Annotated in this window: 17 protein-coding genes, 1 tRNA gene and 1 pseudogene; 10 read left to right on the top strand and 9 right to left on the bottom strand. The window is 38.8% G+C overall.

Features of this window, described 5'->3' with window-relative positions; genetic code table 11:
* Nucleotides 1-6: 6 nt before the first annotated feature.
* The 6 genes and pseudogenes from BTA34_RS00440 to BTA34_RS00415 all read right to left on the bottom strand — a co-directional run bounded on the left by BTA34_RS00440 (nt 7) and on the right by BTA34_RS00415 (nt 8,066).
* The gene (locus BTA34_RS00440; RefSeq protein WP_151434057.1) at nt 7-3,069 is read right to left on the bottom strand and encodes a type I restriction endonuclease subunit R; all 3,063 of its coding nucleotides are present in this window, start codon (nt 3,067-3,069) and stop codon (nt 7-9) included.
* A 2-nt stretch (nt 3,070-3,071) separates the two neighbouring features.
* Complete coding sequence (locus tag BTA34_RS00435) at nt 3,072-4,247, bottom strand: restriction endonuclease subunit S (RefSeq protein WP_151434056.1); 1,176 nt, start codon at nt 4,245-4,247, stop codon at nt 3,072-3,074.
* Nucleotides 4,248-5,738: a type I restriction-modification system subunit M gene (locus tag BTA34_RS00430; protein ID WP_265576350.1), complete on the bottom strand. Its 1,491-nt coding sequence runs from the start codon at nt 5,736-5,738 to the stop codon at nt 4,248-4,250.
* Between the two features lie 5 nt (nt 5,739-5,743).
* Nucleotides 5,744-7,243, bottom strand: coding sequence for a type I restriction-modification system subunit M (locus tag BTA34_RS00425; protein ID WP_151434054.1), 1,500 nt, complete (start codon nt 7,241-7,243; stop codon nt 5,744-5,746).
* A 218-nt stretch (nt 7,244-7,461) separates the two neighbouring features.
* Nucleotides 7,462-7,736: pseudogene (locus BTA34_RS00420) on the bottom strand (tyrosine-type recombinase/integrase); the annotation flags it as partial.
* Between the two features lie 245 nt (nt 7,737-7,981).
* Nucleotides 7,982-8,066: transfer RNA gene (locus BTA34_RS00415), tRNA-Leu, on the bottom strand.
* Nucleotides 8,067-9,681: 1,615 nt separating this feature from the next.
* Between BTA34_RS00415 and ampH the strand changes: the two genes are divergently transcribed.
* The gene (gene ampH / locus BTA34_RS00410; RefSeq protein ID WP_151434053.1) at nt 9,682-10,911 is read left to right on the top strand and encodes a D-alanyl-D-alanine-carboxypeptidase/endopeptidase AmpH; all 1,230 of its coding nucleotides are present in this window, start codon (nt 9,682-9,684) and stop codon (nt 10,909-10,911) included.
* Nucleotides 10,912-10,978: 67 nt separating this feature from the next.
* Here ampH and lptG read toward each other — a convergent pair whose 3' ends face one another.
* Both lptG and lptF read right to left on the bottom strand, forming a co-directional pair.
* A complete protein-coding gene (lptG, locus tag BTA34_RS00405) occupies nt 10,979-12,058 on the bottom strand; it encodes an LPS export ABC transporter permease LptG (protein ID WP_151434052.1) in 1,080 nt (359 codons plus the stop codon).
* Nucleotides 12,058-13,155, bottom strand: a complete 1,098-nt coding sequence (gene lptF / locus BTA34_RS00400; protein WP_151434051.1) for an LPS export ABC transporter permease LptF — start codon at nt 13,153-13,155, stop codon at nt 12,058-12,060. The genes lptG and lptF overlap by 1 nt, the downstream gene beginning before the upstream one ends.
* Before the next feature lie 286 nt (nt 13,156-13,441).
* Here lptF and pepA point away from each other — a divergent pair, with 286 nt between their 5' ends.
* The 6 genes from pepA (at nt 13,442) to BTA34_RS00370 (ending at nt 21,114) form a co-directional block, all read left to right on the top strand.
* Nucleotides 13,442-14,950, top strand: coding sequence for a leucyl aminopeptidase (pepA, locus tag BTA34_RS00395; RefSeq protein ID WP_151434050.1), 1,509 nt, complete (start codon nt 13,442-13,444; stop codon nt 14,948-14,950).
* A 105-nt stretch (nt 14,951-15,055) separates the two neighbouring features.
* Nucleotides 15,056-15,505 (top strand): DNA polymerase III subunit chi, encoded by a 450-nt coding sequence (locus BTA34_RS00390; protein WP_023583544.1) that lies wholly within the window; start codon nt 15,056-15,058, stop codon nt 15,503-15,505.
* Between the two features lie 13 nt (nt 15,506-15,518).
* Entirely contained in the window at nt 15,519-18,407 is a 2,889-nt protein-coding gene (locus BTA34_RS00385) for a valine--tRNA ligase (protein ID WP_151434049.1), read from the top strand.
* A 376-nt stretch (nt 18,408-18,783) separates the two neighbouring features.
* On the top strand, nt 18,784-19,293 hold the full coding sequence (locus BTA34_RS00380; RefSeq protein WP_151436705.1) for a GNAT family N-acetyltransferase: 510 nt from the start codon (nt 18,784-18,786) through the stop codon (nt 19,291-19,293).
* 420 nt (nt 19,294-19,713) lie between these two features.
* The gene (locus BTA34_RS00375; RefSeq protein ID WP_036914671.1) at nt 19,714-19,881 is read left to right on the top strand and encodes a YhfL family protein; all 168 of its coding nucleotides are present in this window, start codon (nt 19,714-19,716) and stop codon (nt 19,879-19,881) included.
* 363 nt (nt 19,882-20,244) lie between these two features.
* The gene (locus BTA34_RS00370; RefSeq protein ID WP_151434048.1) at nt 20,245-21,114 is read left to right on the top strand and encodes a pirin family protein; all 870 of its coding nucleotides are present in this window, start codon (nt 20,245-20,247) and stop codon (nt 21,112-21,114) included.
* 106 nt (nt 21,115-21,220) lie between these two features.
* On the opposite strand, the gene rraB is transcribed toward BTA34_RS00370, so the two are convergent.
* A complete protein-coding gene (gene rraB, locus BTA34_RS00365) occupies nt 21,221-21,652 on the bottom strand; it encodes a ribonuclease E inhibitor RraB (RefSeq protein ID WP_151434047.1) in 432 nt (143 codons plus the stop codon).
* Nucleotides 21,653-21,836: 184 nt separating this feature from the next.
* On the opposite strand from rraB, the gene argF reads away from it, so the two are divergent.
* The 3 genes from argF to pyrB all read left to right on the top strand — a co-directional run bounded on the left by argF (nt 21,837) and on the right by pyrB (nt 24,125).
* Nucleotides 21,837-22,841: an ornithine carbamoyltransferase gene (gene argF / locus BTA34_RS00360; RefSeq protein ID WP_151434046.1), complete on the top strand. Its 1,005-nt coding sequence runs from the start codon at nt 21,837-21,839 to the stop codon at nt 22,839-22,841.
* A 178-nt stretch (nt 22,842-23,019) separates the two neighbouring features.
* Nucleotides 23,020-23,193, top strand: a complete 174-nt coding sequence (locus BTA34_RS18240; protein ID WP_162558370.1) for a hypothetical protein — start codon at nt 23,020-23,022, stop codon at nt 23,191-23,193.
* Complete coding sequence (pyrB, locus tag BTA34_RS00355) at nt 23,190-24,125, top strand: aspartate carbamoyltransferase (RefSeq protein ID WP_151434045.1); 936 nt, start codon at nt 23,190-23,192, stop codon at nt 24,123-24,125. Before BTA34_RS18240 ends, pyrB begins: the two co-directional genes overlap by 4 nt.
* The last annotated feature ends 11 nt before the right edge of the window (nt 24,126-24,136 follow it).

Here is a 24,136-nt window from a genome sequence, read left to right as displayed (position 1 = left end):
ATTTTCCTAATAGTGCTCTTCTATATAGCTATAGGCCTTCACAAAAAGCTCTTTATCTTTACCTAACCCAAATTGCGCCAATGTTACCAGCAGGGCCTTTTTAATTTCTCTTGGACCACTATTTGATGTTTGCCAGCCTTCAAAACGTGTTGAGCGCACAATTTTATCTATTTGTTCAACAACATCGCCTATCATTTTGGGTGTACTTTCAGGTCTAGTTTCTAAGAATAGTTTGGTTAATGCTTGTTTTTTATCTTTCTGAGTTACTAACGATTCACCTGTCTCACGCTCAGCTTGGACAGTATCTTTAGCTGTATCAAGCAGCCCTTTCAACCAATCAATCGCTTTTATAACTCCGGCCTCATAATCTTGACGTAATCTCTCTAAGCGCTCACCAAGGGCAATAAACTTAGGGTTACCACTCCCCCGTAAACGCCCCATCAAGTCAATTTCAAGCTGCGCTGCTCGCTTCTCTTGCTCTTTATCTGTGAGAGTAAAAATAGAATGTTCATCCATAACCAATTCATCAATATCATTACGGATGCGCTTAATATCGGTATGCTCATGGATCATTCTAATTGTTTCAGGCCCTAATGCAGCCCAAACAAGAGAACCAGTTTTCCCGACTGGACGTACCGATTCATAGATTTGTGCTAACCATTTATAATCAGCACGATAAGGATTAAGAAATACATCAGGATTGATAGCGGACCATAATTTTGCTAGTACACCAAATACAGCAGCGAACTCATCACGTTTTTCATTTGTAGGCAAGCATGCTTGTGCTTCTATTACGCCCTCAAATCCTTCTAATGTTCGGTCTACATTTGGAAAGAAATCTAAACACTTATCAAGTTGTAATGGTAAAAGCTCTTTAAAAGCCTCAATTCCTTCCACAACACCTTCAATTTCATCAGGATTATACGCTAAAGCAGTACGTAAATTTTCGAATACACCCAAGTAATCAATGATAAGTCCCATTTGTTTTTTTGTATTATCTGTTTCATACAAACGGTTTGTTCTACACATTGCTTGAAGTAACGTATGATCACGTAGCGGTTTATCCAAATACATACAGTAACAAATTGGTGCATTAAAACCCGTGAGCAGCTTGGCTGTAACAATGAGTAGCTGTATTGGTTGTTTGGGATCTTTATAGTCTTCAATCAGCTCTTGTTGCTTTTGATCGTCATTATCAATTTCTTGCCAACGTTCAAAATCTGCTTCTCGAATTGGTAAATTAGGGTCTCGATTCCATTTAATCCAATCTTTATTTTGTTTACCATCTTTGCTCCCCCCCAGCTCTTTGATAGGAGCTTGATCAACATTCATTACGACTTCTACTGCGCCAAAACCTAATTTCTTACCTAATAGATAGTACATCTGCACGCAAGCATCACGATCATATACCACTACCATACCTTTCATATTCTTAGGTTTTACATGGCTATTAAAATGATGAGCAATATCTTCGCTAATTGCAGCCATGCGCTTTGGTGCTTTAAGCATAATCGCAAGCTTTCCGGCACGTTTAGATAGTGCTATTTTCTCCTCTTCATCTAGCTCATTATCTTCAGCCATTTTTTCAAAAGCATCATCAATAGCTACACGATCAACACGAAGTTCAGCCAAACGAGGCTCAAACTTAACGGCATTGGTTGCACCATCACGAATGGATTGTTTATAGCTATAGCGGTTCATATAGCGCCCCTCATCCTCTTCAGCCCCAAAGAGTTTGAAAGTATTACGATCGATACCAGAAATTGGTGTACCTGTTAAACCATAAAAATGTGCATTAGGTAGCGCCCAGCGCATTTTATCTCCCAATGAACCTTCTTGAGTTCGATGAGCCTCATCCACAAGAACAATAATATTGTCCCGATTATTTAGCCCATCAGGGTTATTATCATCTATTTCCACATCTTTAAACTTAAAGATAGTAGTAATTAAAATACCGCGGCTATCCTGTTCAATGTGTTCACTAAGTTTTTTGCAGCTGTTGACTTTGATAAGATTTTTTACGTCCGTTCCACCAAAAGTTTCATTAATTTGGCTATCCAGATCACGGCGGTCAACAACTACTAATATTGTAGGATTTTTAAGTTCATTATCAGAACGCAGCATACGAGCTGCATAGAGCATTAATAGGGATTTACCTGAGCCTTGAAAATGCCAAATAAGCCCCTTTCGTGGATAGCCTTTTTTTACACGCTCAACGATTTGTTTTGCAGCTTCAAACTGTGGGTAGCGAGGTAAAATTTTGATTCTTTTTGGAGGTATACCTTTACCTATTTTCACAGTAGAGAATAATGCAAATGATTCAAGTAATTGTAATAATGTTTCAGGATTCAATACCCCTTCAACACTATCCAAAACGGTTGCTAATCCAGGTAAAATCTCATCTCGTTGCTCAGTTTTATGCCATGGCCCCCAGTCTTTAGTTCGTGAATTAATAGCGCCATAAGCAAACGTTTTTCCTTCTGAAGCAAAACATAACAAATTGGGAACAAAAAAAGGTTCAACATTTTTCCAATAGTGCTTATTGCCACCAATAAAGTCAGCAGCGCCATCTTGCCAAGTGACACTTGGCCTCGTTGCAGTTTTAACTTCACCGACTACCAACGGTATACCATTTACATAAAGGACAATATCGAAAAAAACCTCAGTTGCAGCAATATAATGGACCTGTTTTGATACGACAAAATGGTTATTTTCAATATTATTAAAATCAATTAATTTAATAGTGATGTGGTCGCCATTTTCACCAAACGGTAAACTTTTTTCTGCCATCAACCATTCTTGAAAGTTTTCATTGGCTTTCACCAAGCCAGTATGGCGAGCTTCGTATATCACACCACGCAGCTTATAAATGACTTCATCGGCATAGTCAGACTGTTTGTCAATATCAGGATTTAACGAACAAAGCGCATCTTTCAGCCATTCATCAACAAAGATATCCTGCGCTTGTTTAGGTAAGTTATCACCGGAGCAATAACTCCAATTAATTCCACTTAATCCTTTTAAGCGGTCAATAATCCCATTTTCTGTAACGGTTTGTTCGTTAAACATATTTATCCTCTCAAGCTATCTGAAACCACTCTTAGCTTCAGTAAACTATTTATTTTAGCTCTATCCTTTGCATCAATTAAGCATCTATACGCTTTATCCAATATTTCCGTAATCAAACGTTGTGCATCCATGTCAGGCAACTTAATGGAACATTTCATTAGTTCTTTTCTTGAAATATTGTATCTAGTAATACCTTGGGCTAATTTTCTTAGCTCTTTTCTAAAAAAAGTAGATCTAAGATAGTGTGAAAGAAATGAAGGTAAAACTTTGTCGGTATTTGGTCGAAAGCCAACACAGAAACTATTCAGATATAAATCATCTTGTTCAATATCATTCAATAAGACCGAAGACAAACCAACTTCATGAGGGGTTTCGGATGACACAGTAAAAAACACATCTCCTGTTTTTACTTTATTCTGTCTCTCACTCACAGAAACCATTACACGTGAAAAATCCTTACAATCGATGGTATGATTTGAAAAAATACTCATGTAAGTAACATACATCGCATTACCATTATCATTAAAGTGGGCTGCATTTTTTCCCTGAAGACCTCCATATGTGTATCCTAAATCACCCAATGTTAATGTTGGTTCTATATTCAATCCAGAAATCAAATTTTCTCTTAATCTCGTATATAACTGTTCAGCACTATTATGCAAAGATATGGCATCCTCCTCCACACAATAAGCTGATTTATAAATATCAATTAAATCACTCTGCTTTTCGATATTTGGAATCGGGAATTTTTGTTCTGCTAGTACTTTCCATTTTATCGTAGGCGAAAGCGATCCTTCAGAAATAGCCACTGCCCTATTCATAAATACATCAGACTGCATAAAGAACGGTAAAAACTCCGGAATGACATTTTCAGGTTTGGCTTCCAATACCATTGCATGTGCTGAACATATACAATCCCAATCGGCGACTGCTACTTTGCGCTGGTAAGCCCGACGCTTACCAAAAATGATCTGGCCTTTTTTCACTAAAAGTTTTTGCCCTTCAACGTCACTTGGTACGCCATGGCGTTTTATCTTTAAACTATCAGGATCTAAATGCTCTAAGCCAACATAGATTTCAAGATCAGTTTTACTTGGCTCGACTCGTTTAGATATATGTTTAGCGATATCGCCAAATGTCACTATTTGCCAACCTTTAGGCAATTGTTGCTCCGTCATTTATTGCTCCACCTTGCTTTCAATGTTATATCCAAGTTCTGCTAGGCTTTTGAATAAGTTATTAGTTTGTTTTTTCAATTGAACACGGCTGATTTTCCAGGCTTCAATAGCATATTCAGTATTATGCACTTCACCGTTGATTTGGGCCTGAACGTATAGAGGGATCGACAGGTTATAAAGGTTATCTTTGATAACATCAATATCCACCAAAGCGGCAATATCACTTCTTTTCTCAGGATTAAAATAGGCCTCACATAGTACGGACAGATTATCATCTGATAAACGACTATGAGCGCGTTCCCGAGTGATATGCTCAACACCGTTGATAAACAATATTTTATTTTTACGTTCACTTGGCTTATTACAGTTAAGCACTACCACGCATGATTCCATAGGCGAGTTATAGAATAGATTTGGCCCAAGGCCAATCACCGCTTCAATAATGTCAGATTCAATCACCTTTTTACGGATGCTTTGTTCAGAATCGCGAAACAAAACGCCGTGTGGCCAAAGCATAGCCGCGCGACCAGTGTCAGGTTTTAAACTTTTGATTATATGGGTATAAAATGCGTAGTCTGCACAGCCTTGTGGTGGTATACCATACAGATTGCGCCCATATGGATCAGCTGCGAACTTATCACGATTCCATTTCTTGATAGAGTACGGAGGATTGGCAAAAATAACATCAAACTGCTTAAGGCGATCGTTTTCAATAAACTTAGGCTCTGCTAAGGTATCACCGCGCAATACATCAAACTCTTCAATGTCATGCAAGAACATATTCATTCGTGCTATCGCGGAGGTAAGCAGGTTAACTTCCTGTCCATATAAATGTACGCTTCGCCACTCTTCACCTCGTGAACGTAAATCCATTACCGCATTTAACAACATACCGCCTGTACCACACGTTGGATCATAAGCTGTTTCACCTGGTTTAAGCTGCATGATCCTCGTCATCAGATGTACTACGGTTCGGTTAGTATAGAATTCTGCCGCAGTATGACCAGAATCGTCAGCAAACTTTTTAATCAGGTATTCATAAGCTCCACCAAGGTCATCCTGGGCAACAGATTTAATACCGAGAGGAATTTTACTAAAGTGCTCAATAAGATCAGCTAAAAGATGATCAGGTAGTCGCTCCTTATTAGTCCATTGGGCATCTCCAAAAACACCATGCAAACGAGGGTTATTAGCCTCAATTAAGCGCAGTGCATTCTGAATTGCTTCACCTATATTTTTACTGGTATTGCGTACTGTTTCCCAACTCGCTTCTTGAGGAATATCAAAACGGTGAAACGCAGACAGAGCCGCGTATTCAATATCCCCCTCATGAAGCTCCAACGCTTCACTGTATTCTTCTAAATACACGTCTGACAGACGCTTATAAAATAGTAATGGGAAGATATATTGCTTGTAATCTGATGCTTCTATTTGCCCACGTAAAAATTCCGCAGCACCCCATAGTAGATCTTCCAGTTTTTTATTGTTCATCATACTCATATTTTAAACCCTTCTTTAATTAGTAGGGCTTCTAGCTCCTCTTCTGCTTTTTCCAGAATAGCCAGTTTTTGTTGAAAATCTTTGAGTGCCTCTTCCACTGTAATAGTTTCTTCTTCAAGTGGCTTTTGTACATAACGTGCAATATTAAGATTGAAGTCATTTTCTTCAATCTCACTTAAGGCTACCCAACGAGCAACACCTTCGATATCTTGTGCTACTGGCCCTTGTTGCTGCTGATTTAAGTAAATACGATAAATTTCATCAGCTTGATCGTTGGATAAGGTATTTTGAGCTCGGCCTTTAGTATAGATTTCTTCAGCATTGATTATAAGCACATGGTTTTTATGTGCTTCTGGACGTAATTTACGAAGCACCAAAATACACGCAGGAATACCAGTTCCATAGAAAAGGTTTGAAGCGACACCAATAATGGCTTCAATTCGATTTTCTTGCAGTAATTTAGTTCGAATTGCACCTTCAGCAGCACCGCGAAATAGGACACCATGGGGTAAGACTACCGCCATGCGGCCATTGTCATTGAGTGAGGTAAACATATGCTGTACCCAAGCAAAGTCACCATTGGTTTTAGGCGCTAAACCATATTGCTTGCGGCCATAAGGATCGTTTACCCATAAATCATACCCCCATTCCTTTAAACTAAATGGCGGGTTAGCGATAACGCAATCAAAGGTTTCTAAATGATCATTTTTTAAAAATTTAGGATCACGAAGTGTGTCACCACGAACAATTTCAACATCTTCTTGTCCATGTAGGAACAAGTTCATTCGTGCAATAGCCTCGGTGGTCAGATTTTTCTCCTGGCCTTTAATTTTCAATAAACGCGGATCACCACCATTTTCTTTAACGTGATGTATAGTTTCAAGTAACATGCCGCCTGTACCACAGGCAGGGTCGTAAACGCTTTCATTAGCTCGTGGGTCAAGAATATTAACCATAAGACGAATAATAGTTCGCGGGGTATAGAATTCACCCGCTTTCTTGTTTGCTTTATCTGCAAAACGTTTAATTAAGTATTCATAAGCTCGGCCCATATCATCATTGCGAACGTTAGAAACACCGAGATTTATTTTATTAAAATGGTTTAATAGCGTAGATAAAAGCTCATCTGAAAGACGCTCTTTATTTGTCCAACTAGCATCGCCAAAAATGCCATGAAGCTGTGTGTTTGCAAGCTCAATGCCCCTAAATGAGTCTTTCAATGCTTGACCAATATCCTTGGTTTCTGCAAATACGTCTTTCCAATGACAAGCTTCTGGAATTTGGATTCGGTGAAAGATACTACTTTTTGCAAGTTCTTTATCGCCAACCTTTTTCATAGCATCATCGAATTCTTCATCGTATACATCGCAGATACGCTTGAAAAAAAGGATGGGGAAAATATAAGTTTTATAATCTGAAGCATCAATTGGGCCTGTAATTATGTGCGCTGCATGCCAAAGGTGCGCTTCTAAATCTTTAAGATTTATCAATGTCATTACTTACTCTTGTTCTCTTAATATTACTAATTCTCGCATCAATGGATGCTATAATTTATCAATTTAAATTTGATAACTATCCTTTATATATTAGCTATTTTAACAAAAAAAAATTATCAACAAGCCACCTTTATGCTTACTTTATTTAAGGCGGCTCAAATTCGTAAAGATTAACCCGTTATAACAATATAAATTTATGTATACAATTCATTCTGCTTTCACTTCCCAAATCCAAACGCCCCCACATGCCCTACCCTATTCGCATCCAAATAATCAGCCGACCATTGCACCATCAGCCGTCTTTCCTCAATATGCTCTCCCTCACTGAATTGCGTTCTTGGTGGCTCATCTGTCTTTCTACTGCATCCTTCGACCATAGCCCTGACTCAATTAACGAACTACAGGCCATTGTTCTGAAACCATGTCCACACACCTCCGTTTTAGTGTCATACCCCATCACACGTAATACGTTGTTTCCATCACCATCGGTTAATTTATATGATTTATCCAGAGGCTTGACAGCCCTGACTTTAGCATCAGTAAGAGCCATGATTTATCTCCTTCTGTTGGTACAAACTATTATCGAATCGAGAGATACCAACACATATACCAACAGCAGGTACTTGATGTGGGTTGACCTTAGTATACTTGGGAAGACTGAAAAGTGGGAAAAAGCCTTGTAAAACTGGGATTTCAGATACAAAAAAAGACGTCCGTTGACGTCTCTTGATGTTCTTATGGTGCCGAAGGCCGGACTCGAACCGGCACACCCGAAGGCGGTTGATTTTGAATCAACTGCGTCTACCAATTTCGCCACTCCGGCACTGAAGTGTGTCTGGAAAACCTGCCCATTATACTTGCGTGAAGAACCCTCGCAACAATTATTGTTAGTTTTCAGTTTGATTGGCGAAAAAAAGTGCATTTGGGGTTTGTTGCTATCATAAAACACGATCTAGAGGTTACATCACGATATCTATCGTTAATGCTTTAATCATGTTGTATCGATAAATCAATTATCTTGTTTTTTTGTATCTACGTTTATTTTTTACCTTATTACTACTTTTTTCTTATTTTTTTCTTATCTTATTTCTTTTAAAGATTATATCGTCATTATATAAATTTATTAAAACTAACTTATTTAATCGATATATTTTAATATGCATAACGATAAATAAAAAAAGGATCAAAACTTGGGTTAGTGTTTTGATCCGATAGTACTGCTAAACGAGGGCTTTATTTTATTTTAATGACTATAAATTATTTTTGTAGCGTCACGGCCCTTTTCTCCCCTGGTGTGAGGAAGAGGGTAATTATGTTTTATTAATATAATGTACTTCTTTATCTATACTACATATTATTGATATAAAGAATTGACTACTTTACTAAGATACTTCTTACTACTATATAGGAAATTACTATTTAATATAAAGGTACTTATTTACTACGTTAATAAAGGCACAACTATCTAATATAAAAGTACTTATTTACTACTTTAACAAAGGTACTGCTATCTAATATAAAGGTACTTATTTACTATTTTAACGAAGGTACTGCTATCTAATATAAAGGTACTTATTTATTGCGTTAATAAAGGCGCAACTATCTAATATAAAGATACTTATTTACTGAGTTAACGAAGGTACTACTATTTAATATAATGGTGTTGAAACATTATTACTAATATATAACTTATTTATTATTGAAGAGGTCATTTTATAATATACCTCTTATTACTTCACTCTATTATTGCTGTGATATCTTTGCTCTGTAACTCTTATATTCTCAGTCTCTCGACTTGATGAAGCTATAATAAATTTAATTTCACAATCCCACAATCATTAAATTATTACAAAATATGATACACACTTATATTCCTTTTACAAACATCCAACAACAAATCCAATTAAAACAAAATAAAGAATAATAAACTACATTATAGTAATTTAATGGATTATAGCACCATTAATTAACATTTTCTTGATAAACATATCTTAACTTAATAATAAAGAAAAGCTAATAATAAGGTTAAAAATTGGGGTAAATTGAGGAAGATTGTAACTTAACGGTAATACTTCCCTCACTTTTAAAGGAGAAACATAAAGAAAATGTCTTTTTATGATGCAGTTTTTCTTCACTCTCTTTTTCTTAGAGACAATTTGACACATTTAATGCCAACTTTGTGATAACTGGCTCTTGCACTGATAGACATTCTTATTTCTGATAATATAATCAAAATTTAGTTTAAATCTGATTAGAAGGCGGTGTTATGGGCATTGTTGGCTGGATTATAACAGGCATATTTGTTGGTATTATCTTAGGTGCCGTATTAAAAATGATAAAGAAAAAATAGCGCGATAAGAAAGGCACCAAATTAAAACATAAACCATTTTATGTTGATCGCATTCCTTTCACCTCACTGACTTCTGTTGAAAGTAAAAATGAAAAAACATTTTCTAAAATATCTTATGATCCCAGTCGCTTTATTGACATTGAATGCATGTAGCCAGCGTTCGTCATTACCACCAGCGACACAACCTTCTATGTTAAATCAACAGAACAGTGTACCTGAATTAACGCAATGGCCTACGGCATTAAGCCCTAATGTAACCAATGCAAGAACACTGTTTGATAAATATGCCTCACAGATTTATCAAAAGAGTAATCCTCAAGGCATGGTTATTGTCATGATCAATAACTCTCAAACCTTAAATCGTTCTTTTGGGACGACAACACCTGAAAGCCGCAATGCACCATCAATGAACTCACTGATCCGTATCGCTTCTGTCACAAAGCTGATGACCAGTGAAGTGATGTTAAAGTTACAAGATGATGGAAAATTATTAGTCACCGATCCACTGCAAAAATACAGCTACTATGGTGTAGATATTCCATTAGTTAGCGCTCAATCCCCTATCCGTCTTTATCATTTAGCGAGTCATACCAGTGGTTTTCCGCGAGAACAACCGGGTGGAAAATGGGGAAGACCTGTTTTTATATGGCCAACACATGGCGACCGCTGGAACTGGTTGAAAAAAGCGACACTGACATCTACCGCAGGCAATCAAGCAGCTTATTCAAACCTAGCTTATGATCTATTAGCGGATGCCTTAGTGAAAGCATCAGGTAAAAGTTATCCTCAACTTTTACAACAATATGTCACTCAGCCCGCAGGCATGACTAATACCACACTGACACCAACGCCAGCGCAATGCCAACGACTATTAGTCGGATATAAACCCAGCCCATGCTCTGACACCATCGCAGCGGCCGGAAGTGGAGGTGTGTACTCAACGCCTGCCGATATGCAACGTTGGATGCAAGGCTTTTTGACTTCTCATAACGCCATGAGAAAGGCAACAGCAAGTAAAGAGCAATCTGTCTACTTTCCTCGTAATCGACTCTCTTCAATAGAAGGAATGGATGTGGCGGGTCGTGCTGATGGCGTGGGTTTAGGCTGGGTTTATATGGCTCCCGCCAATGGTGTTCCCGCCATTTACCAAAAAACAGGTGGCGGCGGTGGGTTTAATACTTATATGGCAACCATCCCTGAATTAAATATCGGTGTATTTGTGGTGATCACCCGTAAACCTAACGGCACTAAATTTAGTGAAGTAACTCAGGGGACTAATGCTCTTGTTCGTGCGCTAGCAAAAGATTTTTATCAGTGATCGCATACTCAATAGCAATAAAAAAGCGCCTTATAAGGCGCTTTTTATTTTTCTGGCTGAGATTTACTTAGCGATTACGCTTCATCAATAACCATAAACTCAACGTTAGGAAGAGCATTCCCGGTACTAATGCGGCAATCACTGCGGGTATGCCATAAACCAAACTTAATCGTCCTGAAACTTCATTGACGATATAGAATAAGAACCCAAAAGAGATCCCCGTTAAGACTCTTAATCCCATTGGTACAGTACGTAATGGACCAAAAATAAATGACAATGCCATTAACATCATTACCGCAACAGAGATTGGAGCAAAGATTTTTTTCCAGAAATTCAGCTCATAGTTTGCTGACTCTTGCCCACTCTGTTTTAGATATTTAACGTACTGATAAAGCCCGCTGATCGATAATGCATCTGGATCTAACGCCACAACGCTTAATTTTTCTGGCGTTAGTCGTGTTGGCCATTCAAGTGATACCTGTTTTTTACCTGTGATTTTTTGTGGATCAGTTAAATCTGATTGCTCGACTTGCGTTAGCATCCACGTTTTTTTATTCACATCGTAGATTGCACTTGATGCATAACGTACCGTTTCTAGTTTTCTATCATTATTAAAATCATAGAGTGTGATGCCTTGCATCTCATTTTGGCTCTTTATTCGGTTGATATGAATAAATTGGTTGCCATCTTTAGCCCACATACCACGGTTAGTCGAAACCAAAGAGTTACCCATGATTTTTTCGGCGCGATAGTTACGTGCGTATTGTTCACCTTGTGGCGCACCCCATTCACCAATCAGCACGGTTAACAGAACCAATGGAATAGCGGTTTTCATCACAGAGCCTGCAATTTGCAAGCGGGTAAATCCCGATGCTTGCATCACCACCAACTCACTGCGCGTTGCTAATGCACCTAATCCTAATAACGCGCCAAGTAATGCCGCCATAGGAAAGAAAATCTGCACATCTTTAAGGATATTTAAAATCGCGTAAACACCCGCATCGAGAGTGGTGAAATCCCCTTGCCCTACTTTACGAAGTTGATCGACAAATTTAATAATGCCGGATAATGAAACCAGCAAAAAGAGTGTCATCAAAATTGACTGTAAAATAGTACGCCCGATATATCTATCTAATACACCAAACATCAGGCAACTCCTTTCTTAAAGCGAGCGCGGAATTTACGCATAGGCAAGGTATCCCAAACATTCAATAAGATAGCCAAGGCAAGATAAGCGCCATTAACACTCCACATTGCAATTAGGGGATCCAGTTTTCCTTTTTCACCGTTAGAGTGCAATGAACTTTGTAGTAAGAAGAACACCAGATAAAGCAGCATGGCAGGTAGCATACTTAATACGCGACCTTGACGTGGATTTACCTCACTTAAAGGCACGACCATCACCGCCATAATGATAACAGAGAAAATCAAAGTTAAGCGCCAATGGAATTCAGCGATAGACTCTGCTTCATTTGAATGCCAAAGTTCAGTCATCGTTTTTTGTTCTACGCGATTACTGCGAATGGTAGATTCACGGTGCCCGATAACAGCTTGGTAGTCATTAAAATCGGTAATACGAAAATCACGTAGTACAGCCGTACCTTCATAGCGAGTTCCCTCACTTAATACGACTATCTGATTCCCGTTAGGTAATTCTTTGGTATAGCCTTTATCTGCCACCACAACAGAAGGACGCTGATCTTGTGTTGGACGCAACTGTGCAAGAAATACATCTTGGAATTGATTCCCTTTTACACTACCAAGATAGAGCACCATATTGCGGTCGCTGGACATTTTAAATTGCCCTTCCATCAATGCAGCTAAACTTGGGTTTGCTTTAGCATCCTCAAGGACTTGCTCTTGATGCGCCGAAGACCAAGGAATAAGCCAAATGACATTTCCTGCGGCTAATGCGCTGGTGAGTAATGAGAGCAACAGTGCAGCTTGCACCAATGCTTTCTTACCTATTCCGCACGCATTCATGACGGTTATCTCACTTTCAACATAAAGTTTGCTGTAAGTCATCAGAAGCCCAAGAAAAAGGCTTAATGGAAGAATAAGCTGTGCCATCTCAGGAATTCCCAGCCACAGCAGAGAAATCACGAGGTTTGTAGGAATGTTACCTTCAACAGCAGCCCCTAAAATTTCAACCAGTTTCTGGCTAAAGAAGATAAGCATCAAAATAAATAAGATGGCTATCTGACTTTTAAGGGTTTCCCGAGCTAAATATCGAATTATAATCACGCTAGTTATGCCTGTGAAAACTTGTCTTTTTGCAGGAAAATCGCTAACTTCGTTGTATATCTATCATTTGTGCATCTCAGTTAGACATTCTTGCAGCCCAAATGATATCAAAACATGCTATAAACAGGTTCCCAATAAGAACAAGCTTATAAGTTAGCTAAATTAGTTGTGTTCAATTAATGCATTTAGCTTAACATAAAAAGTAAACTTTCTATGGGGTAGATTAATGCGGATCACTATTCTAAACGATACTTTCCGTTTTTGTCTTTAATATTCAGGAGAACGCATGGAGTTTAATGTAAAAAGCGGCAGCCCAGAGAAACAACGCAGCGCTTGTATTATCGTGGGGGTGTTTGAGCCTCGTCGTTTATCTCCGATCGCGGAGCAACTTGATAAAATCAGTGATGGCTATATCAGCGCCCTGTTACGCAGAGGTGAACTAGAAGGCAAAGTCGGACAGTCATTGCTGTTACATCATGTACCAAATGTTCTCTCTGAGCGCGTTTTACTCATTGGTTGCGGTAAAGAGCGTGAATTGGATGAACGCCAGTATAAACAGATTATTCAAAAAACTATTAACACACTCAATGAAACTGGCTCGATGGAAGCCGTATGCTTTCTAACTGAGTTACATGTTAAAGGTCGTAATAATTACTGGAAAGTGCGTCAAGCGGTTGAGACTGCAAAAGACTGCCTCTATACCTTTGATCAACTGAAAAGCAATAAGACAGAATTACGTCGTCCATTACGTAAAATGGTCTTTAATGTACCGACTCGTCGTGAACTACCAAGTGGTGAGCGCGCAATTGCACACGGTTTAGCCATCGCATCAGGTATTAAAGCATGTAAAGATTTAGCTAACATGCCACCAAATATCTGTAATGCTGCTTATTTGGCATCTCAAGCTCGTCAATTAGCAGACTCCTCTCCAAATGTTTCTACGCGCGTTATTGGCGAAGAGCAAATGAAAGAGCTAAATATGGATGCTTACCTTGCGGTAGGACAAGGCTCTCAAAATGAATCTTTAATGTCGATTATCGAATATAAAGGCAATAAAGATCCTGAAACTCACCCAATTGTGTTAGTAGGTAAAGGGCTGACATTTGACTCGGGTGGTATTTCTATCAAACCTGCTGATGGCATGGATGAGATGAAATACGACATGTGTGGTGCTGCAACGGTTTATGGTGTGATGCGTGTTGTTGCTGAACTCCAATTACCAATCAATGTCATTGGTGTACTTGCGGGTTGTGAAAATATGCCGGGTGGAAAAGCATATCGCCCAGGTGATATTTTAACAACCATGTCAGGACAAACTGTTGAAGTATTAAACACCGATGCTGAAGGTCGTTTAGTGCTGTGTGATGCGTTAACTTATGTTGAGCGCTTTGAGCCTGAATTAGTTATCGATATCGCAACATTAACAGGTGCTTGTATGGTGGCTTTAGGGCATCACTATAGCGGATTAATGTCAAATCATAATCCATTAGCACATGAATTAATGAATGCATCAGAGCAAGCAGGTGACCGCGCTTGGCGTTTACCATTAGGCGAAGAGTTCTATGAACAAATCGAATCTAATTTTGCTGATTTAGCCAATACTGGTGGCCGTTTAGGTGGCGCAATTACTGCGGGTTGTTTCTTAGCGCGTTTTGCAACTAAATATAACTGGGCTCACTTGGATATTGCAGGCACAGCATGGCGTTCTGGTAAAGCTAAAGGTGCAACAGGCCGTCCTGTTTCTTTATTGTCTCAGTTCTTACTTAACCGCGCGGGTTTGAATAGCGACGAGTAATACCGCATAATTATCAGGGTTAAGGTATTACCCTATTATTATGGTAAATAGAGCAGACTCCAAGAAGGGTATTGCAACGCAATACCCTTCTGTTATCGGGATATCATGAAAAACGCCACGTTTTATTTAATGGAACACCCATCAATACACGATGATTTACAGGCTCATGAGTGGCTTGCCTGTCAACTTACTGCTGAACATTGGCGATTAGGCAAACGTATTTTGTTGGTTTGTGAGTCTCAAGCTCAAGCTGAATTGCTTGATGAGGCATTATGGGCAAGAGAACCTCATCAGTTTGTTCCTCATAATCTTGCAGGTGAAGGTCCTCGTTATGGCTCTCCTGTTGAATTATGTTGGCCTGGAAAACGTGGTAATGCACCTCGTGATCTCTTGATTAATTTGCAATCGCAATTCGTAGACTTTGCCACAGCTTTCCATGAAGTGATAGACTTTGTACCTATTGATGAACAATTGAAACAGTTGGCGCGTGAACGATATAAAATTTATCGTAGCGTCGGCTTTACTTTGACAATGGCTACGCCGCCAACCTATTGAATACGTAAAGAATATGGAAAATAAATCCGCACCGAAAGAGCCATCGCTCGACACAACATATAATCCAGCAGAGATTGAACAACCTCTGTATCAGCATTGGGAAAAAAATGGCTATTTCAAAGCCAATGGCGATACAACAAAAGAAAGCTTCTGTATCGTGATCCCACCGCCAAACGTCACGGGTAGCTTACATATGGGTCATGCTTTCCAGCAGACCATTATGGATACCATGATCCGTTATCAGCGCATGCAAGGTAAAAACACCTTATGGCAGTCAGGTACTGACCATGCAGGTATCGCAACCCAAATGGTTGTTGAGCGTAAAATTGCCGCTGAAGAAGGTAAAAATCGTCATGACTATGGTCGTGATGCATTTATCGACAAAATTTGGGAATGGAAAGCGGAATCAGGCGGTAACATTTCTAACCAAATGCGTCGTTTAGGTAACTCTGTTGATTGGGAACGTGAACGTTTCACAATGGATGAAGGATTATCTAAAGCGGTTAAAGAAGCTTTTGTTCGCTTACATAAAGAAGATCTAATCTACCGTGGTAAACGCCTTGTAAACTGGGACCCTAAATTACACACAGCGATTTCTGATCTTGAAGTTGAAAACCGTGAAGTTAAAGGATCTATGTGGCATCTGCGTTATCCTTTAGCTGATGGGGCGAAAACCGCTGAAGGTAAAGATTACCTCATTGTTGCAACAACACGTCCTGAAACCATGTTAGGTGATACCGGTGTTGCTGTTAACCCAGAAGATCCTCGCTATAAAGATTTAATTGGTAAAGAAATTATTTTACCAATCGTTAACCGTCGTATCCCTATTTTAGCGGATGAACACGCTGATATGGAAAAAGGTACAGGTTGCGTAAAAATCACCCCTGCTCACGACTTTAATGACTATGAAGTTGGACGTCGTCATCAATTACCAATGATCAATATCATGGACTTTGATGGCAATATCCGTGTTAGCGCAGAAGTTTTAGATACCAATGGTGTTGAGTCTGATATTTATAGCACTGAAATTCCAGCAGCCTACCAAGGTATGGAACGCTTTGCTGCACGTAAAGCCATCGTTGCTGAATTTGAACGTTTAGGTTTATTAGAAGAGATCAAACCTCACGATTTAACCGTACCTTACGGTGACCGTGGTGGTGTCGTTATCGAACCTTTACTAACAGACCAATGGTATGTTCGTGCAGCGCCTTTAGCAAAACCAGCCGTTGAAGCTGTTAAAAATGGCGATATCCAATTTGTACCAAAACAGTATGAAAATATGTACTTCTCATGGATGAATGATATCCAAGATTGGTGTATTTCTCGTCAACTGTGGTGGGGTCACCGTATCCCTGCTTGGTATGATAACCAAGGCAATGTTTATGTTGGTCGTGACGAAGAAGAAGTTCGTCGTGAAAACAATATCGCAGCTGATGTTGCATTACGCCAAGATGATGACGTACTGGATACCTGGTTCTCATCTGCACTATGGACATTCTCAACATTAGGCTGGCCTGAAAATACTGAAGCACTGAAAACATTCCATCCAACGAATGTCTTAGTCAGTGGATTCGATATTATATTCTTCTGGATAGCTCGCATGATCATGATGACCATGCACTTTATCAAAGACGAAGACGGTAAACCGCAAGTGCCATTTAATACGGTTTACATGACAGGTCTTATCCGTGATGAAGAAGGCCAGAAGATGTCAAAATCCAAAGGTAACGTACTTGATCCTCTGGATATGATTGACGGTATTTCATTAGAAAACCTGTTAGAAAAACGTACTGGCAATATGATGCAGCCACAAATGGCTGAAAAAATTGCTAAACGTACTAGCAAAGAGTTCCCAGAAGGTATTGAAGCACACGGTACAGATGCCCTGCGCTTTACCTTAGCCGCGTTAGCCTCAACGGGTCGTGATATTAACTGGGATATGAAACGTCTATCTGGTTACCGTAACTTCTGTAACAAGCTGTGGAACGCAAGCCGCTTTGTGCTGATGAATACAGAAGAGCAAGATTGTGGCTACCAAGGTGGTGAGATGACATTCTCACTGGCTGACCGTTGGATCTTAGCTGAATTTAACAATACCGTTAAAGCCTATCGTGAAGCGTTAGACAACTATCGTTTCGATATCGCTGCTGGTATTTTATATGAGTTCACTTGGAACCAATTCTGTGACTGGTATCTTGAGCTATCAAAACCTGCGGTACACAAAGGTAATGATGCACAAAAACGCGCAGCACGTCATACACTGATTGAAGTATTAGAAGGCTTACTGCGCCTTGCTCATCCAATTATTCCATTTATCACAGAGACAATCTGGCAACGAGTGAAGGAAGTAAAAGGCATTGAAGGTGAAACCATCATGCTACAAGCTTTCCCTGAGTTCGATGCTGCGCTGGTGGATGAACAAGCACTTAACGATCTTGAGTGGATCAAAGAAGTTATCGTTGCGGTTCGTAATATCCGTGCTGAAATGAATATTGCTCCGGGTAAACCACTTGAAGTTATCTTACGTGGTGCCGATGACAATGCTAAACGCCGCGTTAGTGACAATATTGGTTTCTTAAAAGCAATGGGTCGTTTAGCGGATATCCGTCCATTAGCAGAAGGTGAAGAAGCGCCATTATCAGTTAATAAACTGGTTAACGGTGCAGAATTGCTGATCCCAATGGCAGGCTTTATCGATAAAGATGCAGAGCTTGCACGCTTAGATAAAGAGCTTGAAAAAGTAGAGAAAGATATCACAACTTTAGATAGCAAATTATCTAACGATGGCTTTGTTAGCCGTGCGCCAGAAGCAGTCGTAGCGAAAGAGCGTGAACGCTTAGCAACTTGCTTAAGCGCCAAAGAAAAACTGATCGCACAGAAAATCTCTATCGCTTCTTTATAAGCACAATCGCTTTAAAGACACTGAGATTAATAATAAAAACCCGCGTTTATCGCGGGTTTTTACTTAATATCATTCAGCTAAAAAATAAAACCATTTTTCACTTCATTTCTTGTTATTCTCGGTTCTATTCTCGCCAATCCGCCTTTCTCCCCCCTTATTTTCGCTTAAATTTAATCACTCACTAAAATATAACGCTAGAAATAAAGGGGATAAGTAAGCAAAGAAAAAGGGTTAACGGTTTACAAACACGCTTAATCAATTAAGATAGTTTTTGTAGCCATCCGTGCTACTTTCAATGAAGAAGTTCCTTTCCGGTGCTCTCTCAATACGTAATCAAAAAAATAATCTACTAATAAGTGAAACGATGAGTGCAACTATGACTGCAACCCAAACTATAACCTCAAACATTGTTATCCGAGCGATTGAAGAAAAAGACAACGCTGGCATTGCACGCGTTATTCGTGAAGTCTCCGCAGAGCACGGTTTAACTGCCGATAAAGGCTTTGCTGTTGCTGATCCGATTTTAGATACTCTCTATGAAGTTTATCACCAGCCACGTAGCGCTTACTGGGTTGTTGAAATGGATGGAGAAGTTGTTGGCGGTGGCGGTGTCGCACCACTTGCTGGCGGTGATGGCAATACCTGTGAATTACAAAAAATGTATCTTTCATCCAAACTACGGGGCAAAGGTATTGCGAAAAAAATCGTTCTACAATCTCTTGAATTTGGTAAAGAGCAAGGCTTTAGCCGTTGCTATTTAGAAACCACAGATATCTTAAAAGCAGCTGTTGGTTTATACGAAAAACTAGGATTCGAATTTATTGATGAAGCATTAGGTAATACGGGTCATAGTGATTGTGAGATCCGGATGGTGAAGCCACTTTAAGTGTTCTTGCTGTTCCCTACGTAATACAATAAATAAAATAAGTTCGACTTTACCCGCATTTTTATGCGGGTTTTTATTATCAAAAATAGCATCTATAAACACAAATTCTATTTTTCAAAATGATATAAAAGAACTCTATTTACCCTCTATTTGTTCAAATTGATTTATAATTAGATTATTAGCTACTTATTATTTATTAATTTCTTATCTTAAATATCATTAAAATACACAAGTTGATTTCTTTATTCATTTCACTCTAGATAATTATATTTCACTTCTTAAGTTAAATATTTTTTAGCATCTTTTCTATTTTAAATTTCCTTATTTTTTAGATTGCTATTTATAGCTAATTTAATATCTTTATGCAGATAAAGTCATGCATTGGCTTTTATAACTCTAAAATTTAAAAGGAATTTTTTCATGAAAAACTTTGTTAAAATTGCACTTATTGCTTCTGTAATTACAGTAATGACTGGTTGTACTGGTAGCGTATACAATAAAGAAAAAGACTGTAACTACGACTACTTACTGCACCCAGCAGTTTCTATTTCTAAAATCATTGGCGGTTGTGGCGACACAAGCAAATAAGATTTAAGAAATAAATGTATTAATAAACTGCATTCTGACTTATTGTTGCTAAGAAAGAATGTAGTTTTTTTATTTTTCATTTCTTGAAAATAAAGATCAAAAATTAAATCTATTACACTAAAAACTATTTATTCAATTATTTAAATATAGCCTATTTATTATTCCTATTTTCTTTATTACATCTCTTTTATTTCTACCTATTAAAATCATTCATTTTTTTTGAACACCATCAACAAATTCCCCCTATTTTGTTCATCGTGCGAACACTTTATGATCATCGTCATTAAGAAATCGCAATAATCTGTATTACCTCCTTCTGTGTCTTGGTTATTGCGGTTTCTTTCCTTAACTCGGAGAACAATCATGACTATCAGACAGATTAATCATATTTATTCAGTGCCAAATTCACACTGGGTAGGTAATGGCTTTCCAGTCAGCACCTTATTTTCCTATCAAGAAAATGGTGAAAAACATAGCCCGTTTCTGCTGATGGATTATGCCGAGCCAACACTGTTTAAACCTGTTACCAATGCCCGTGGTGTAGGAGCGCATCCTCATCGTGGATTTGAAACCGTAACCATCGCTTATCAAGGCGAAGTTTCTCATCACGACTCTAAAGGTCATGCTGGAACCATCGGCGCAGGTGACGTGCAATGGATGACCGCTGCCTCTGGCATTTTGCATAAAGAGTATCACTCTGAAAAAATGACCAAAGAAGGCGGTGTATTGGAAATGGTGCAACTTTGGGTGAATCTGCCGGCAGCGTACAAAATGACACAGCCTCGTTATCAGGCGCTGAAAGCAGAGGATATCCCTCATGTTGAATTACCTAATAACCAAGGTTATGTCAGAGTGATTGCGGGTAATTATGCCAATACAAAAGGTGTGGCAATGACCTATTCACCGCTGAATGTGTGGGATCTGCATTTAAATCGCGCAGGGGTTTCACATTACAGTATTCCTGAAGGTCATAATGCAATGCTGTTTGTAGTAAAAGGTGCCGTACATATCAATGACAGTGAAATTGCACGTCAACACGATATGGTGATATTAGATAATCATGGCGATACGCTGACATTAGAATCAATGGGTGACACCCTTGTTTTAATTCTAACAGGTGAGCCGATTAATGAGCCTATCGCAGGGCAAGGACCTTTTGTGATGAATACACAAGAAGAGTTACAACAAGCTTTTGATGATTATGACAATGGTAAATTTGGTGTCATGAATTAATGACATTACCTTAAAAACAATAACACCAGTCACAAAGCAATAATTTTGTGGCTGGTGCTATATTGCACTGATCAATCAGGTACAAAAGGACAACATTTAGCAAAAATTAATGTAAGCGTGATGACTTATCAGACTCTTCTTCGTCGTCTTCGTCTTCACCTTCTTCATCATCATACTCTGCGTCAGGATCTTCAAAATAAGTCCCCCAACCATCGTAATAGACACCCATTTTTTCAGCTAAATTCATTAATTGCTCAACTTGGGCATCAATAAGTTCAGCATTCAAACCACTTTCACTCACCGCATCAAAACAAACTAGGATCTCACCTGATTCGACTTCGATTTCCTCAGGCTCCGTCACTTCGTAACCTAACTTAAAGACTTCAACTGCAGCTTTTTCTAGTGTTTCAAAATTTTCACAAGAAATATGATGCTCAATGGCATACAGTGCATCAGGATCACTGCCATCTTCCAGTAATTCTTCAATAATAAGACGTGTTTCTTCACGTTGTTCTGCTAACTCTTTGCTGTCCGCCATAATCATGCTCCGCAATAGTCTGAAAAGGTATCTTGTTCATTCTCCCACAGGCAGGATCAACACTCCATACTTAATATGGTGCCCTTATCGCATACTGTTTAAATTAAAAGTTTTCCATTAGGGGTTGATGATGAATATTTATTAATATAAATTGAATATAAATTCAATAACAGGATATCACTCTATGAACCCTTTTTATCAAAAATCATTCTTACGTTTGCTTGATTTTTCACCTGCAGAAATTCAGCAACTACTCACATTGTCAGCACAATTGAAAAAAGCCAAAAAATCAGGTCAAGAAACGCAATATCTTACGGGAAAAAATATCGCACTGATTTTTGAAAAAGACTCAACACGTACCCGTTGTGCATTTGAAGTTGCTGCATTTGATCAAGGCGCAAGAGTGACTTATTTAGGGGGAGGAAGCCAGATTGGGCATAAAGAATCGATAAAAGATACCGCTCGAGTATTAGGTCGTATGTATGATGGTATTCAATATCGGGGTTACGGACAAAAAACGGTAGATGCACTTGCACAATATTCAGGTGTCCCTGTTTGGAATGGTTTAACCAATGAATTTCACCCAACACAACTATTAGCCGATTTGCTCACTATCACTGAACATCAAACTAAACCGTTATCAGAAACCGTGTTTGCTTACCTTGGTGATGCTCGCAATAACATGGGAAATACTATGCTGGAAGCGGCAGCATTAACCGGTATGGATTTACGTTTAGTTGCACCTAAAGCATGTTGGCCTGAAGCAAATTTAGTTGCTCAATGCCAAAATATTGCCAAGAAAAATGGTGGAAATATCACGCTCACTGAAAATGTTGCTGAAGGCGTTAAAAATGCAGATTTTCTTTACACTGACGTGTGGGTTTCTATGGGTGAACCGAAAGAAGTTTGGAAAGAGCGTATCTCTTTACTCAAACCTTATCAGGTCAATATGGATGTAATTAAATTAACAGGTAACCCTGCGGTTAAGTTCCTACACTGTTTACCTGCTTTTCATGATGAAGAAACAACGATGGGTAAAGCATTAGCTGAAGAATTTAACCTATATGGTGGCTTTGAAGTCACTAATGAGGTTTTTGAATCGAAACACAGCATTGTGTTTGATGAAGCAGAAAATCGTCTTCACACCATAAAAGCAGTGATGGTTGCGACCCTTGCAAATCCTTTCTAAAATACATAATCATGCAAAACACCTATTTTTTATTTATCAAAAAATAGGTGTTTTCTCTGCTTTATCTCAAGCTTATTGATTTTTAAATCAAAAAATTTTTTTTAGAAAAAAACAAAAGCAAACGCTTGCGTGCAAATCTAAGATGCGTATAATGCGCCACAATTTGTCAGGAGGAAAGATGAAACAGCGCCTATTCCAATTTGTTACTAAAACAAGCACCTTAACCGGTCGCAAGCGCATTCTCTTTTTTCCAATAGCCCAATTTTTTAAAACCCCTCTTATTGAGGGGTTTTTTTTGGCCTGTAAAAAACCACTTATCGCACAATTCATCGCTAAAGGAGAACTCAAATGACTAATCCGCTCTACCAAAAGCATATTATCTCCATCAATGATCTGGACAGAGAAGATTTGGAGTCTGTTCTTCACGTTGCTAATAAACTAAAACAGCAGCCTAATAACGAATTGTTAAAAGACAAAGTGATTGCGAGCTGCTTTTTTGAAGCCTCAACACGTACTCGCTTATCATTTGAAACGGCGATTCATCGCTTAGGTGCATCTGTTGTTGGTTTTTCTGATGGAAGCAACACTTCACTGGGTAAAAAAGGTGAAACTTTAGCAGATACCATTTCGGTTCTTCGCACTTACGCTGATGCCATTGTTATTCGTCATCCTCAAGAAGGTGCTGCGCGTTTAGCCTCTGAGTTTGCTGGCGATATTCCAGTACTCAATGCAGGAGATGGTGCAAACCAACATCCAACACAGACTTTACTGGATTTGTTTACCATTCAAGAGACTCAAGGTCGTTTAGATAATCTCAATATCGCAATGGTCGGTGACTTAAAATATGGTCGAACAGTGCATTCACTGGCACAAGCCTTAGCAAAATTTAAAGGCAACCATCTTTACTTTATCGCCCCTAAAGTACTCGCAATGCCAGAGCATATTCTTCACTTACTGGATGAAAATGGTGTTGAATATAGCCAGCATGAAACAGTAGATGAAGTAATGCCAGAGCTTGATATTCTTTATATGACCCGTGTGCAGAAGGAGCGTTTAGATCCATCTGAATATGCGAATGTTAAAGCTCAATTTATCTTAACCAGTGCAGATCTGGTGAATGTGAAAGATAATCTCAAGATCTTACACCCACTGCCACGTATTGATGAAATCACTACTGATGTAGATAAAACACCTTACGCTTACTATTTCCAACAAGCTGGTAATGGCATCTACGCACGTCAGGCATTACTTGCCTTAGTTCTGAATAAAAACTTAGTTCTTTAATAAGGAGCACA

This window comes from Proteus sp. CD3, assembly GCF_008808075.1.
GTDB classification, from domain to species: Bacteria; Pseudomonadota; Gammaproteobacteria; order Enterobacterales; family Enterobacteriaceae; genus Proteus; species Proteus appendicitidis.
This window is presented reverse-complemented; position numbering and strand designations above follow the sequence as displayed.